At 38.5% G+C, this 14,566-nt stretch carries 13 protein-coding genes and 1 other RNA gene; 11 read left to right on the top strand and 3 right to left on the bottom strand.

Going from position 1 to position 14,566, the window contains the following annotated elements; translation table 11 throughout:
• Nucleotides 1-51 precede the first annotated feature (51 nt).
• Genes SNE38_RS17630 through SNE38_RS17620 form a run of 3 tightly spaced genes read left to right on the top strand, consistent with a single transcriptional unit; the run spans nt 52 to nt 1,808 of the window.
• The gene (locus tag SNE38_RS17630) at nt 52-783 is read left to right on the top strand and encodes a DnaD domain-containing protein (protein WP_191705139.1); all 732 of its coding nucleotides are present in this window, start codon (nt 52-54) and stop codon (nt 781-783) included.
• Nucleotides 784-801: 18 nt separating this feature from the next.
• Nucleotides 802-1,461 carry an endonuclease III gene (gene nth, locus SNE38_RS17625; RefSeq protein ID WP_336047018.1) on the top strand — a complete coding sequence of 220 codons (660 nt, stop codon included), beginning with the start codon at nt 802-804 and terminating at the stop codon, nt 1,459-1,461.
• Nucleotides 1,458-1,808, top strand: a complete 351-nt coding sequence (locus tag SNE38_RS17620) for a YpoC family protein (protein ID WP_191705137.1) — start codon at nt 1,458-1,460, stop codon at nt 1,806-1,808. The genes nth and SNE38_RS17620 overlap by 4 nt, the downstream gene beginning before the upstream one ends.
• 301 nt (nt 1,809-2,109) lie before the next feature.
• Here SNE38_RS17620 and tnpA read toward each other — a convergent pair whose 3' ends face one another.
• From tnpA to recU, 3 genes are all read right to left on the bottom strand, one after another.
• A complete protein-coding gene (gene tnpA / locus SNE38_RS17615; protein WP_336047017.1) occupies nt 2,110-2,583 on the bottom strand; it encodes an IS200/IS605 family transposase in 474 nt (157 codons plus the stop codon).
• A 221-nt stretch (nt 2,584-2,804) separates the two neighbouring features.
• Nucleotides 2,805-5,477 (bottom strand): PBP1A family penicillin-binding protein, encoded by a 2,673-nt coding sequence (locus tag SNE38_RS17610; RefSeq protein ID WP_336047016.1) that lies wholly within the window; start codon nt 5,475-5,477, stop codon nt 2,805-2,807.
• Between the two features lies 1 nt (nt 5,478).
• Nucleotides 5,479-6,147, bottom strand: coding sequence for a Holliday junction resolvase RecU (gene recU, locus SNE38_RS17605; RefSeq protein ID WP_191705302.1), 669 nt, complete (start codon nt 6,145-6,147; stop codon nt 5,479-5,481).
• 181 nt (nt 6,148-6,328) lie between these two features.
• Here recU and SNE38_RS17600 point away from each other — a divergent pair, with 181 nt between their 5' ends.
• The 8 genes from SNE38_RS17600 to SNE38_RS17565 all read left to right on the top strand — a co-directional run bounded on the left by SNE38_RS17600 (nt 6,329) and on the right by SNE38_RS17565 (nt 14,420).
• Nucleotides 6,329-6,541, top strand: a complete 213-nt coding sequence (locus SNE38_RS17600; protein WP_191705301.1) for a molecular chaperone — start codon at nt 6,329-6,331, stop codon at nt 6,539-6,541.
• A gap of 36 nt (nt 6,542-6,577) precedes the next feature.
• Nucleotides 6,578-6,946 (top strand): YppE family protein, encoded by a 369-nt coding sequence (locus tag SNE38_RS17595; protein ID WP_191705300.1) that lies wholly within the window; start codon nt 6,578-6,580, stop codon nt 6,944-6,946.
• Nucleotides 6,936-9,212 carry a DEAD/DEAH box helicase gene (locus SNE38_RS17590; RefSeq protein WP_336047015.1) on the top strand — a complete coding sequence of 759 codons (2,277 nt, stop codon included), beginning with the start codon at nt 6,936-6,938 and terminating at the stop codon, nt 9,210-9,212. Before SNE38_RS17595 ends, SNE38_RS17590 begins: the two co-directional genes overlap by 11 nt.
• Nucleotides 9,213-9,216: 4 nt before the next feature.
• Nucleotides 9,217-10,488, top strand: a complete 1,272-nt coding sequence (locus SNE38_RS17585) for a ribonuclease H-like domain-containing protein (RefSeq protein WP_336047014.1) — start codon at nt 9,217-9,219, stop codon at nt 10,486-10,488.
• Nucleotides 10,489-10,585: 97 nt separating this feature from the next.
• Nucleotides 10,586-10,888 (top strand): cell division regulator GpsB, encoded by a 303-nt coding sequence (gene gpsB / locus SNE38_RS17580; RefSeq protein ID WP_191705297.1) that lies wholly within the window; start codon nt 10,586-10,588, stop codon nt 10,886-10,888.
• 63 nt (nt 10,889-10,951) lie between these two features.
• An RNA gene (gene rnpB / locus SNE38_RS17575) (RNase P RNA component class B) lies at nt 10,952-11,333 on the top strand.
• 200 nt (nt 11,334-11,533) lie between these two features.
• Nucleotides 11,534-13,276 (top strand): putative bifunctional diguanylate cyclase/phosphodiesterase, encoded by a 1,743-nt coding sequence (locus SNE38_RS17570; RefSeq protein WP_191705296.1) that lies wholly within the window; start codon nt 11,534-11,536, stop codon nt 13,274-13,276.
• Nucleotides 13,277-13,280: 4 nt separating this feature from the next.
• Complete coding sequence (locus SNE38_RS17565) at nt 13,281-14,420, top strand: THUMP domain-containing class I SAM-dependent RNA methyltransferase (protein WP_191705295.1); 1,140 nt, start codon at nt 13,281-13,283, stop codon at nt 14,418-14,420.
• Nucleotides 14,421-14,566 lie beyond the last annotated feature (146 nt).

Here is a 14,566-nt window from a genome sequence, read left to right as displayed (position 1 = left end):
GAATATAACCGGGCGTTTTGTCGTTACGAGCGAACAAAGGGGGATTCAGCAATGTCAACAAATTTCAATCGAATCCGCGTTTGGACGGAGCAATTACAAGTTACTATTCCACAATTATTTTTTAAACATTATAGCGAATTGAACATCCAAGATGATGAAGCATTGATTGTTTTACATTTACTAAGCTTTGAACAAGAGGGAATCGATTTTCCAACACCAAATGACTTAATGCAAAGGACAAATTTTCAATTAACGGCTATTTCTCAAATTTTACAACGCTTAATGCAAAAAGGCTGTGTCGAAATTTCTCAAAGTAATGATGATTCTGGACGAATTACTGAAAAATATTCAATCTATCCATTATGGGAGCGGCTTTTGGATTTATTGCAATCCAAAGAACAGCAACAGCATACATCCGCTACTAAATTGGACGAGGCAAAAATTTTCCAGTTATTTGAGCAGGAATTGGGTCGTTTACTTTCACCTATGGAAATTGAAACAATCGGTATGTGGATGGATTTGGATCAACATAGTCCAGAAATTATTAAAGCAGCATTAAAGGAAGCGGTACTCGCAGATAAGGTCAATTTGCGTTATATTGATCGTATTTTAATCGAATGGAAAAAACGAAATATAAAGACACTTGCTCAAATCGAGAAGCATAGTGAGCAATACCGTAAAAATACGATGTCGCCATCATCCACTCATCCAATAAAACAACAGGAACCAACTCAGCAAACTAAAAAAGTCTCATTTTATAATTGGTTAGAGGAGCGAGAATAGGAGGACGCTTAATTTACTATGTTAACAAAAGTGAAATGGAATTACTTCTTAGACGAGATGGACCGAATGTATCCTGATGCGCATTGTGAATTAGTGCATGACAATCCATTTGAGCTAACAATCGCTACATTATTATCGGCACAATGCACCGATGTCCTCGTCAATAAAGTGACAAAACAATTATTTCAAAAATATAAAACACCTCAAGATTATTTAAATGTACCGCTAGAGGAACTTCAAAATGATATTCGTTCAATCGGACTCTATCGTAATAAAGCAAAGAATATTCAATTGTTGTGTGCACGTCTTCTAAATGAATATGGAGGTGAAGTCCCAGCATCACGGGAAGAGCTTGTCACATTGCCTGGTGTTGGACGTAAAACTGCAAACGTTGTGTTATCTGTTGCCTTTGATATTCCCGCATTGGCAGTTGATACACATGTAGAGCGTGTATCTAAACGATTAGGTCTTTGTCGATGGAAAGACAGCGTGTTGGAAGTTGAAGAAACGATTATGAAAAAAACACCGATGGAACGATGGAGCCGTGCTCATCATCAAATTATATTTTTCGGACGCTATCATTGTAAATCGCAAAACCCAGGCTGTGCAACGTGCCCTCTGCTGGATGACTGTCGTGAAGGACAAAAGCGCTTGAAAAAAGGTTTGGTGAAAGTATGATATTAGTTAATACAGAAGCGATTTCAAAAGAAATGGTCGATCATTGGTATGAAGAATGGGAAGCGATACGTGAGGATATTCATAATGCCCATGAACGTCGTGATGGTTCGGCTATACAATTTATGCAAAAAGGGATAGAACTTTTTGAAGGATTTCTCATGACTAGTTCGATAACGGAAGATACAGCGTTCTCTCAGCAAAATGTGTATGAGCTTATGCCGATTAATGGTATGGAGCGCTTGCAGTTTGTTAAAATGCGTCCTGGTCAATATGCATGTTATCGACAGCTGGATGAGCTTTTTAAAGAAACGAAAAAGCGCTGTGCCCGACTGAGAGTGAAAAAGTAATAACTACAATTATAGAAGAGGTTAGAACAAAATGAAATTTGAATGGCTTTATTTTGTGTCTGCCTCGTAGCGTTGTTCTACGTTTCGGCGGACGCTTTCCTTGCGCTCTCCCACGTGCTTATCTCCTGGGAGTCGCCACTTTCACTACGAACAACTCGATATTATTCAAATCAAAACCACCAGTATAACTGGTGGTTTGCTCTGCGCGTGAAACGCTGGGTTACTGGCCCATGTCTAAAGACATTCTGAAAGGTCTGCCAACCGCACTACGTTTCCTCACGTACCGCTAAAGCGGCCTTTCTTATCTTTTACTTCGTTTTATTTCTTCTCCTGTGAATGGGTCAATGAATTCTTTCATCGTCATTTGATCTTCGAGGATATCTTCTTGCAATTGATTTTTGATGTATTCTTGAATTACTTTTCGATTTCTTCCAACTGTATCCACATAGTATCCTCTACACCAAAATTTTCGGTTGCCATATTTATATTTCAAATTCGCATGACGATTAAAACTCATCAAACTACTTTTCCCTTTTAAATACCCCACAAATGATGAAACACTTAATTTCGGCGGTATACTTACTAACATATGTATATGATCAGGACACGCCGTTGCTTCTATAATTTCCACACCTTTTCGCTCACATAGTTGTCGTAAAATTTTTCCTACATCGGTCTTGATTTGATTGTAGATTATCTGTCTTCTATACTTTGGCGCGAAAACAATGTGATACTTACAATTCCATGTTGTATGTGCTAAACTTTTATTATCCAATATTGGTGCTCCTTTCGTACGTAGTTGGTTGATCAGACCCAACTTTATTGTACGACTGGAGTTTTTTTTCTGTCCATAGCTAAAAGCTTTTTGGAACCCCTCGCATAGCAAGGGGTTTTCAATTTATACAATAAAACACAAAAAAAGAAATTGCAAAGTGCAATTTCTTTTTTTGTGAACTAGAACTGATTATAACCGTCCCAGTCAGTCTTTTTTAAAATTTAATCGTCATCTGAATCCTCAGGACTTGTTTCGCCACCGCCTGGTTGAGGCGGGGTAGGCTGATTTGGTGGTGATGTTTCAGGGTTTGGTGACTCTGGCTCTACTGTATTGCCGTTCCCATTCCCATTCCCATTCCCATTATTTCCATTCCCATTGCCTGGATTTTGATTGCCGTTGTTGTTCCCGTTGCCATTGTCTGGCTGTGAAGGGTTTTCCGGACTACCTGGATTTTCAACCTCATCATTCGGGTCCTCAGGCTCTTCAGTCTCTGGTGGTCCTGGAAGGAATAGTTTTACAGAAGCAGGTTCACTCCGTAGATCACCAGAAATGGCTGTAACTGTAAATGTATATTCTTTTCCACGTTCAATATTTGGTACTTGCAGAGAGGTTTCGCCTGAAACTGATAGAACAGTTGCAGAACCGCCATCTACTGCCATTGATACTTCATATGTGATTGGATCTTGTGTATTCGTATCCCCATCTTCAGCATTTTGTGATGGGTGTGACCAAGTTACATCAGCAAGCTGTGCCACATCATTAAATGTCGCTTGTAAACCAGTTGGCGCTTCTAATGTTTGAGGTACAAATTCCTCTGTATATTCAGTAGGCTCTGTTCCTTTAACAAATAACTCTGTAGTACGCTGATTGGCAGGTGTATATTCATTAGCAAGCTTTAATGGATTTGACCCAATGACAACCGAAGCTGATACAACAGAACTTGGCTGTTTAAATGTTGATGATGGATTATGCTGATTTAAATCAGTCATAATTGATTTAAATAAAGTTTGCGGCAACCATCGCTCTTCCCATGTCGTAATGGCATCTTTACGTTTTGAATAACCACCCCAAATGGCGATTGAATAGTTGGTTGTATAACCAGCAAACCATGTATCAGGTACGGAACTGCTTTTCAGATTATATTTTTTAAATTCATCGGAAGAGTAGTTTGTTGTACCTGTCTTACCTGCAATATCAACGCCAGAAACGCTTGCACGCGGTGCAGATGCATTTTTTTTGTTGCTTACTACGTCTCGTAAAATATCAGTTACCATATAGGCTGTATAATCGCTCATGGCAGGTTTAGATTCTGGCTTATATGTTTTTGATGTTTTACCATCACGGAATACAATTTTGTTAATAGAATGTGGAGTATTGTAAATACCGTTATTACCAAATGCTGCATAGGAAGCGGCCATTTGGATAGGTGAAATGTTTACACGTCCACCGCCAATTGCCTCTGATTCAGTCAATCCTTTTGATTGAATGCCTAAGTTTGATAAAAATTGTTGTGCCCGTTCTGGACCAACTTCGCGGAAAGTTTTCACGGCTGGAATATTACGTGACGTATAAAGTGCTTGACGTACAGTCATTGTCCCTAAATATTTTCCATCCCAGTTTCCGATAACTTGTTTTGAACCACTATAAGTCATTTCTTCATCGACCGTTGTTTCACCTGTTGACCATTTTAAATATTCAAAAGCTGGACCGTAATCGATTAAAGGCTTTAATGTCGAACCAGGCTGACGATCTTGTAAATCATCTGCGTAGTTATAGTTAAATCCTGTATAATTACGACCTCCACCGATCGCACGAACTTCACCTGTTTGTGTATCAATAACTGCAACGCCCGCCTCGATTTGTTCAGTAGGGAAGTTACTATCATTGTTCATTAAATCTTCTACAATTGCTTGTGCTTTCGGATCCAATGTTGTATATACTTTAATACCTTCTGAAAGCAGTTCACCATCGCCGTTTTTTTCTATTTCAGACATAACCACATCCAAAAAGGCAGGATATTTTGTTGTGCTGTTTGCGACACGATCTTCCTCAGGAATTAAACCTCCTGTTACAGGAGTCGCTTTTGCTTCTGCAGCTTCTGCTTCGGTAATTTTATCGTGCTGAACCATAAGTGATAATACGATATTACGGCGTTTTTTAGCACGGTCCGGCTTTTTGTATGGATTGAAATTGTTAGGGCTTTGCGGCATACCTGCTAATTGAGCAGATTCTGCTAACGTTAATTCACTTAATTCTTTTCCATAAAATTCTTTAGCTGCTGTACCGAAACCATGAATTCTGCCAGACATTAGTACTTTATTAAAGTACATTTCAAAAATTTCTTCCTTACTATATTTACGCTCTAATTGTATCGCAAGCCAAGCTTCCTGTGCTTTACGTTCCAGCTTTTTCTCATTTGTAAAGAATGAGTTTTTTACAACTTGCTGTGTAATCGTACTGGCACCTTGCGCCCCAAATCCGTCCCGGACGTTGGCTATGACAGCACCACCTAAACGCCAAAAGTCGATTCCGAAGTGTTCAAAGAATCGTGAATCTTCTGTTGCGATAATCGCATCAATCATTTGCTGTGGAATATCTTCGTATTTTACAAAATTACGTTTTTCTGCTCCGATTGTAGCGAATAGTTCACCATTTACATCGTAAAATTCAGATGAAATAGGATCTTTCAGTAATTCCTCATCTAGTTCGGGTGCTTTACTTACATAATATCCAAATAGTGCAGCACCACTTAAAAAGCCTAAAGCACCGATTAGAACGATTGCCATTACAATGCGCTTAACCCAGTTGCCAGCTGAAGTTTTTGTTTTTACCGATCTGTTATTTTTCTGACGTTCGCGTTTAATTTCCTCGCGTGTTTTTCTTTTTTCCGTCACTTTATTTCTCCTCACTTTCACAAACATTCCCGATTGCGATTAACTTTTTGACCGCATCTAAATAATCGAGCCTTGGTAAATAGCCTTCATTAATTTCGATAGCCTGTTGCTCGAAAACGGTTAATGGTATTGATTTTCTGCCACCCTCATGCATCTTTTGAAATGCCAGGGCTACATCATTATAGGACATGACAAAATTCCGATTTAATGAACTAAACCGTATGATGAAAAATGCAATTCCTCGTTGATTTGTCACCGATTCCATATGGGTCATTTGGTGAGGGTGGATGTTTTTTAATGGGAAGGATGTTTTATTATCTGTTTCCTTTGCTTCAAAATCGATATAATAACCATTCCATACGCCATTATAATCCGTTGTAGAAGGGGTGCGGAAATAAGCTTCTTTAATTACTGCAGCACTTCTTGCCGGATAATCTACTTTGACGATTTGAATTGGAACAGGTTTCTTGTGTATATTTGCCATTTTCCTTTGTAAATAAAACATATTTGTTTCATTTAGGTCATCTTCTAAGCTTTTTCCACGGTTACTGTAGGAAATGGCCCTTTTCTTTGCTTCTTTTGCAACCGTTGAATGTTCAGTAGGTTCTTGAGTACTTTCCAACTTAGGCGCACTTTGATAGAGCTTTCCATTTGGGTAACGAATGACCATGGAATCACCTTCTTTCCTAGCAGAAATAATACTTTAATAGTGTATCATAAACAGAGTACTCGTTAATAATTTTAAAAAAGCTATGCAAATTATAACATCTTTTGCCGAATGAACACTATTTTTGCCACATGACAAGGATTCTAAGAAAAAAGCAAGAATCATTGTGAAAAGGGGGCATTATATGTCGAAATTATCACGCTTAATCGAACAAGTTGAAATGGCAGAAACGTTATTATCATTGCAAATGGAACGAGAACAATTAAGGATTAAGATCGAGCACTTAACAAATTTAATTATGGTTTCTCAAAAAGTTAGCTTAGCAGAAATTAAGAGTCAAGTAAAGAATACGTGTTCGCATATAAGTAGTACTATCGATGAGAATTTGATACACTAAACGATAATACAGACGAAATCATTCGAGGTGCTTTTTATGCAATTATTAGAAGAGACTTATACATTAATAGATGAATGTGAAGCGTGTTTACAACGTTTCCAGGAAATGCGACGTTTGGACATGGAGCCTGACTTTTTTAATGATGTCAAACCCCATGTCGACATCGTCCATACACGCATTCAAAACTGGCAGCAACTTGCAGCTCATTGGATAAAAAGCACGTATCCTAAAAATTTATATGTACAGCAAATTGACCATGCAGCAGATGCGATGGAGCAATTTGTTGTACAGTCTTTTTATAAAGGGACGAGCAAAAAACGTTTTATCCAGTCGATCCAATCCGCTCAATATACATTAAAGCTACTCGTTTCCAAGATTGAGGAAGGTGAAGACGATGTTCAGTAAGAAAAAAACGATTTCACAGCTTGTCGAGGAATGGCAGTATGATGAGGAATTAAAACAAAATATAGTGGCCATGCATACAATTGAAGAAAAGCAGGCACAGTATGCACAATTCCCGTCAAGCTTACATCCGTCAATCGTCAAGGCTTTGCATGGGCGCGGCATTCATCAGCTTTATATACATCAACGCCAGGCGTATGACTTTGCCGAACAGCAAAAGAACTTTACTGCCATTACACCGACCGCCTCTGGAAAATCATATTGTTATCATTTACCGGTTCTCCAGAAGATTTTGGAAGACCCATCGAGCCGAGCAATCTATTTGTTCCCGACAAAAGCGCTTGCCCAGGATCAAAAATCAGATTTAAATGAGCTGATTGAATTAATGGAAGAAGATATTTTAAGCTACACATACGATGGAGATACCGCACCTGGTATTCGGCAAAAAATAAGAAAAGCCGGTCATATTGTGATGACCAACCCAGATATGCTGCATTCGGGTATTTTACCGCATCATACGAAATGGGTCTCACTCTTCGAAAACTTAAAGTACATTGTTATTGATGAATTACATACGTACAAAGGCGTTTTCGGTTCACATGTTGCACACGTCATAAGAAGGCTTCTACGTATTTGTGAATTTTATGGAAGTAAGCCGATTTTTATTTGTACAAGTGCGACGATTAAAAACCCGAAAGAGCTTGCGGAAAGTTTGACGAATAGTAAGCATGAGCTAATAGAAAAATCGGGAGCACCTGTAGGGAAGAAAACTTTTATTTTTTATAATCCACCAATTGTACATCCAACTTTTGGAGTTAGACGAAGCGCGGTATTGGAGGTACGTGACATTTCAAAGCGTTTGTTTGAAGCAGGTATTCAAACGATTATATTCGCGAAATCAAGAGTGCGTGTCGAAATGCTCGTAACTTATTTAAAATCGCTAACGTCCAAAAAAATAATGGATGAGTCCATTCAAGGGTACCGTGGGGGCTATTTGCCGAGCGAGCGACGTGAAATAGAAAAAGGTTTGCGTTCCGGTTCGATTCAAATGGTTGTTAGTACAAATGCACTTGAGCTGGGCGTAGATATAGGTCAATTACAAGCTTGCATTATGACAGGATACCCGGGCAACATTGCCAGTGCATGGCAGCAAGCAGGGCGGGCAGGGAGACGGCAGGATGAGGCTCTTATAGTATATGTCGCCCAATCTACAGCATTGGATCAATATGTTGTACAAAATCCTAGCTATTTACTCGGAAGTTCCCCTGAAGAAGCACGTATTAATCCCGAAAACATTCTAATATTGATGGAGCATTTGAAGTGTGCTGCATTTGAACTTCCTTTTTCAATGGATGATAGTTATGGAGAATTTGAGATACAGGAATTACTCGCCTATTTAGAAGACGAAGGTGTACTCGTGCGTACAAGCACTAAATGGCATTGGATGAGTGACCGATTTCCGGCTCATGAAATATCCTTACGCTCAGCGGCACAGGAAAATGTCGTTATTATTGATATTTCAACACCGGCAAATACAAAAGTTATCGGAGAAATGGATACGTATAGCGCAATGACGCTTTTGCATGAAGAGGCGATTTATTTACATCAGGGCCTTCAGTTCCAAGTCGAAAAATTGGATTGGGAAGAGAAAAAAGCATTTGTACGTGAAGTGGATGTTGATTACTTTACTGATGCTAATTTAGCTGTCGAGTTAAAAGTATTAAGTGAAGATAAATCTGCACCTTTTAAAAATGCTACTGTAAGCTTTGGTGATGTCAGCATTTTAGCAATTCCAACCATTTTCAAAAAAATTCGATTTAATACGCATGATAATATCGGTTCAGGTCCAATATCGATTCCACCAATGGAAATGCATACAAATGCAACATGGATGAGCTTTGAATTACCGTATGATTGGACTGAGGAGCAGTTAACGGATGCTTTAACCGGTGCAGCCTATGCGATGGGCAGTTTCATTCCGCTATTCATTCATTGTGATCGATCCGATGTATCAGTAGTCCCTCAAGTAAAGGCAGTACACAATGAAAAGCCAACGTTGTTTATTTATGATAGCTATCCAGGGGGAATCGGTTTAAGTGAACGTGTGTATGATATATTGCTTTCCTTACTTGAACGAACTGCCCAACATGTGACGAACTGTCCATGTCAGCAAGGTTGTCCATCCTGTATCGGAGCACAAGATAGTATAGGAGAAAGCAAAAAACAAGTTTTAAAAGTTTTGGATATTTTAATAAGTGAAATGATGTGAAGACATGTCGTATGAAAATAAGCTCTTACAAATGAAAAAGCTGCTTGGTAAAAAAACAGGGCAAAAACAAGAAAAGCCTACTTTCATAAAACCGGATCCACCATTTTATAGCGAACAATGGCAGCAGGCAGGACTAAAGTGGGTTGAAAATGAATTTGGGATGCTTTTTAAAAGGGAAGTACACTACTCCCTAGATTATAAGCACGGAGATTATAGACTTGGCGAACTTTTTAATGCACTGAAACGGTGGAAATATGAAGCTGATGACCACCCGTTTGCGATTGACGAGCAGGAGACGATTGTATTTTTTGATACGGAAACGACCGGTCTTAAAGGTGCAGGGACGCATATCTTTTTATTAGGCTTTTTACAATTTGATGAGGAAGAGGAACAATTTACTCTTACGCAATACGTTTTGTCCGACCCATCAAACGAAGTAGCGTTCCTATTTGAATCGAAATTATGGCAGAAAGATGCCACGATTGTTTCCTATAATGGGAAAAGTTTTGATTGGCCACAGCTGCAAGTACGCTGGACGTTAAACAAACAGCATTTGCCACCGTTAAAAACGCAACGTCAAATTGACTTATTGCATAGTTCAAAGCGACTTTGGAAAGATGACTTATCTCGTATGAAGCTTACTCAAGTAGAGCAGGATAAGCTTGGGTTTTACCGGAAAGGCGATATTCCAGGTCATTTAGCACCGATCATTTATTTTGACGCAATAAAAAGCGGCAATGCCGAAACATTAATGAAAGTCCTGTTGCATAATGAATGGGATTTACTCTCCCTTATTACATTGTACATTCATTCGACTAATTTATTGTTTGATGCGATTTCGACTGAATCCGCTACTACGTATACGAATATCGGAAAGTGGTTTGGCGACTTGAAAAAGCGACAGACAAGTGCGGAAATATTGCAGGAAGTGACAAAACACTTCAATGCCGAAGAAACAGGCTATGCCCATTTTTATTTAGCGTATGAGCTAAAACGGGTTGGGGAAGTAAAGTTAGCAATTGAATCTTTCCAATCTGCATTACCGACAATAACCCGTGAAAAAAAGCTGCTGGCATATGAGCAATTAGCAATTTTATATGAACATCAGCTAAAAGATTATGAACAAGCAATGGTTTTTTCTGAAAAAGGGCTCGAATTGTTACAGCAAATTCCGTTCATAAAAGAATCACAGCTTCTAAACAAGCAGAGAAATTGGCATAAAAGGCTCGGCCGATTAGACAATAAAATGAACAAAAATAATTCGAACAAGGACTGAAAAATTTTTCGTTTTGTTTGACACATGTATTCGTAAGAAACGTCTGACCTATGCTATAATAAGATAAAGAAGTTGCGTGACGGAAGGACGATGAATAATGGATATTAAATTAACTGCTGACTATATATTGGAAAAAGAATTCAAAAAAAGCATGAAAGGCTATAATGTGGACGAGGTAGATCAATTTTTGGATTTGATTCGTGAAGATTATGATACATTTACAGCCAAAATCGCTACATTAACAGAGGAAAATGAACGTTTGAAGCAGGAGTTGACTAACTCTACGCGTAAATCGTCGGTTGTTGCACCACCACCTACAGCCAATAGTACAAATTTCGATATTTTAAAACGCCTTTCTAATTTAGAAAAGCATGTTTTTGGGAGTAAACTATACGAATAGTTAAACTATTTATAGCGATATTGTATTTTTTAAAAGTATAAAGTATAATTTATAAATACATCAATATTCGAGTAATCGCTGCGATTTCGTATCGTAGAGGAAAGTCCATGCTCACACGGTGCTGAGATGCCCGTAGTGTTCGTGCTTACTGAAAAAATAAGGTAAGGCAAGAGAGCTTCTCTTGACGGCGGAAGGAACTCCTAAGTCTTTTAGATATGGACGAAACTTCCTGAAAGTGCCACAGTGACGGAGCTTATAGTGAAAGCTATAAGGTGGAACGAGGTAAACCCCATGAGTGAGAAACCCAAATTATGGTAGGGGCACTCTCCAGAAGGAATTGAACGGATGGAGGGACGGTCATTTTGACCGTAGATAGATGATTACTACCTAATCGTACGAGGCGAAAGCTGTTTGAGTACTTAGGAACAAAACATGGCTTATTGATTATTGATGCTTTTCTTAAACATGTAATAAGGCTCTCCATTTTTTTTGGAGAGCCTTTCTTAGTAGATAAAATTATTGGCAAAATGAAGATTCAGCACCAAAAGTTAGTAATCATTACTTATAAAAAATACATAATACATACATTTATGTCATACAGGGTAAATGAATTATTGTTCTATTAGGAAATAAGGGTGAGTTGTATTGAAGGAATCAAAAAGACCAAATGTACAAGAGCTATTATTGTCCCATTTTTCAAAGGAATTAATCGAAAAGGTTTTTGAAAATATTGCTGAAGGTATTATGATAACGGATAAATATAAAAAGATCTTATCAATTAATGCTGCTTTCGAATTCGTAACGGGCTATAAATTAGAAGAGGTTCAAGGTGAAAAGCCTTCTATTTTACAATCCGGCGTACATGATAGAATTTTTTATATCGATATTTGGAATCAGATTGAGAGAGATGGCATTTGGCAAGGTGAAATTTGGAACAGACGCAAAACAGGTGAATTATACCCTGAATGGCTGACAATAATAGAAATAAAAGATGAACTTGGTGAAGTTACAAATTACTGTGGTATTTTTACGGATTTGTCGGAACGGAAAATTGTTGAAGATGAGCTCGAAAAAAGAACACTGCATGATTCATTGACAGATGTATGTAATCGTTTTGCCTTTATCGAACGAATGAAAGTTCTGCTGGAAATGACCGCAAAAAAAGCACAACCCACTCAACATGCTGTTCTTTTCATGGATTTGGATCGCTTCAAGCAAGTTAACGATACACTTGGACATGCTATTGGAGATCAACTATTAGTGGAAGTAGCGAGACGTGTAAATAGCTTGCTTAAAAACAAGGATATTTTAGCTCGTTTTGGCGGGGATGAGTTTGTCATTACATTGGCTAACATACAACATCCGAGAGAAGCGGCAAAATTCGCTGAACAGGTGATCCGGGCTTTCGAAATACCGATTAAAATCCACGATCAAGACATTTATGTTTCAACGAGTATGGGAATCAGTATTTATCCTGAGGACGGTATGACACCAGAGCAACTATTAAATCGTGCTGACCGTGCGATGTCTTACTCTAAGGAAAATGGGCGAAATTGTTTCTCCTTTTACTTTGAAGCATTAAAAACTGATTCAAATCGAGTTTTGAAGTTGGATAGTGAATTACGCAAAGCAATTGAAAATCGTGAATTTACACTGGTCTACCAGCCGAAAATAAATACAGTAACAAATGATATTGTCGGCATAGAAGCTCTAGTGCGTTGGAACAGTGAAAAACTCGGCTTCGTTTCACCCGCAGAATTCATTGAACATGCCGAAGAATCGGGCTTAATCATTTCTTTAAGTGAAATTATTTTTGATTTGGCATGTGAAGGAAACCATAAATTAGTTGCGGCAGGGTATCCAAAAATTCCGATAGCGGTTAATGTATCTAGCATCCATTTCCAGCAGCAAAGCTTCTTAGAGTCGGTCCAGACAATTTTAGAAAGAAATAATACATCTGCTCAATGCTTCGAAATCGAAGTTACAGAGCGTACAGTTATGAATAGTGCACAGGAGACGGTTAGTAAATTAGTGAAGCTGAAACAATTAGGATTTAAGCTATCAATTGATGATTTTGGGACAGGCTATTCTTCATTAAGTTATTTAGTACGTTTCCCGTTAGATGTATTAAAAATTGACCGCAGCTTCATTCAGCATATATGCTCACTGGATGACAAACAAGCTATTGTCGATGCAATTATTCAAATGGCACACCGCCTGCAAATGAAAGTAGTTGCAGAAGGGGTGGAAACGAGCCAACAGGTTGAGTTATTAAAGTCAATGGGCTGTGACTTTATTCAAGGATATTACTACAGCAGACCATTGCCAATGAAAGAATTAATTGACTTCATTCAATTTTGGGAAGTCGAGCATCAAGGAAGGATTTAAAAGCATGACAAAATTTAAATTAGTAGCAACAGCAGCGATGGGATTAGAAGCAATCGTAGCAGAAGAAGTACGTGAATTAGGATATGAAACACAAGTAGAAAACGGAAAAGTGTATTTTGAAGGTGACGAGATGGCGATTGCCCGCACGAATTTATGGTTGCGTGTAGCAGACCGTGTAAAAATCGTCGTTGCCCAATTTCCGGCAAGAACATTCGACCAACTATTTGAAGGGGTAAAATCGGTTCAGTGGGAAAAATATTTACCAGTGGATGCAAGTTTCCCGGTTTCAGGCAAGTCCGTTAAGTCGACTTTGTTTAGTGTACCTGACTGTCAGGCCATTACAAAAAAGGCGATTGTAGAACGTCTGAAATTAGCCTACAAGCGATTAGGATTTTTAGATGAATCGGGACCAACATTCAAAATTGAAATCTCGATTTTAAAGGATGTAGCAACATTAACGATTGATACATCGGGTGTCGGTTTGCATAAACGCGGTTACAGAACGACGCAAGGGGAGGCGCCTTTAAAAGAGACGCTTGCAGCAGCGTTGGTGAAAATTTCTAAATGGTCTCCAAGCCGTCCATTCGTAGACCCATTCTGTGGTTCAGGGACAATTGCTTTGGAAGCGGCAATGATCGGCCAAAATATTGCGCCAGGCTATAACCGTGAATTCATTTCCGAGTCTTGGCCATGGATGAAACAGGATATATGGGATAAAGCGCGTGATGAAGCGGATACTTTAGCGAACTATGATCAGGAACTTAACATTATTGGTACGGACATTGACCATAAAATGGTAGCGATTGCTCAGGAAAATGCTCTTGAAGCAGGCTTTGGAGATTTGTTGACTTTCAAACAAATGCAGGCTACAGATTTTACTACGAAGCTAACAGATGGAGTTATCGTAACAAACCCGCCATACGGAGAACGTATTGGTGAAGTGGAAGAAATCGAAAAAATGCTCCGCCAATTTGGTCAAGTGATGCAAAATTATCCGACATGGTCAGTTTACATGCTGTCATCAATGGAAGAATTTGAAGTACATTACGGTAAAAAAGCAACGAAAAAGCGTAAATTGTTTAACGGTTTTATTCGTACAGATCTGTATCAATATTGGGGTCAAAAATCTAAGCGTGAAAATTAATATGAAAACTACATTGGTGCTAAACGAGGGCACTGAAAAACCTTCGTTTTTTTAGAACGTTTTCGTTTTTCAACACAAAAGAGGCATTTTTCATTCGATTTTGAATGAAAAATGCCTCTTTTCTTCGTCTCTTTTTATTCTTTTTC

Origin of the sequence: Solibacillus ferritrahens (assembly GCF_037027585.1) — a bacterium.
Classification (GTDB): domain Bacteria; phylum Bacillota; class Bacilli; order Bacillales_A; family Planococcaceae; genus Solibacillus; species Solibacillus ferritrahens.
The sequence above is the reverse complement of the archived record's forward strand: the minus strand, read 5'-3'. Positions and strand labels throughout refer to the sequence as shown.

What these genes read in the sequence shown, in the direction of transcription:
- nth (WP_336047018.1), top strand. Translation starts at nt 802, where the DNA reads ATGTTAACAAAAGTGAAATGGAATTACTTCTTAGACGAGATGGACCGA.
- gpsB (WP_191705297.1), top strand. Translation starts at nt 10,586, where the DNA reads ATGGATATTAAATTAACTGCTGACTATATATTGGAAAAAGAATTCAAA.
- SNE38_RS17585 (WP_336047014.1), top strand. Translation starts at nt 9,217, where the DNA reads ATGTCGTATGAAAATAAGCTCTTACAAATGAAAAAGCTGCTTGGTAAA.
- SNE38_RS17565 (WP_191705295.1), top strand. Translation starts at nt 13,281, where the DNA reads ATGACAAAATTTAAATTAGTAGCAACAGCAGCGATGGGATTAGAAGCA.
- SNE38_RS17590 (WP_336047015.1), top strand. Translation starts at nt 6,936, where the DNA reads ATGTTCAGTAAGAAAAAAACGATTTCACAGCTTGTCGAGGAATGGCAG.
- SNE38_RS17595 (WP_191705300.1), top strand. Translation starts at nt 6,578, where the DNA reads ATGCAATTATTAGAAGAGACTTATACATTAATAGATGAATGTGAAGCG.
- SNE38_RS17600 (WP_191705301.1), top strand. Translation starts at nt 6,329, where the DNA reads ATGTCGAAATTATCACGCTTAATCGAACAAGTTGAAATGGCAGAAACG.
- SNE38_RS17620 (WP_191705137.1), top strand. Translation starts at nt 1,458, where the DNA reads ATGATATTAGTTAATACAGAAGCGATTTCAAAAGAAATGGTCGATCAT.
- SNE38_RS17630 (WP_191705139.1), top strand. Translation starts at nt 52, where the DNA reads ATGTCAACAAATTTCAATCGAATCCGCGTTTGGACGGAGCAATTACAA.
- recU (WP_191705302.1), bottom strand. Translation starts at nt 6,147, where the DNA reads ATGGTCATTCGTTACCCAAATGGAAAGCTCTATCAAAGTGCGCCTAAG.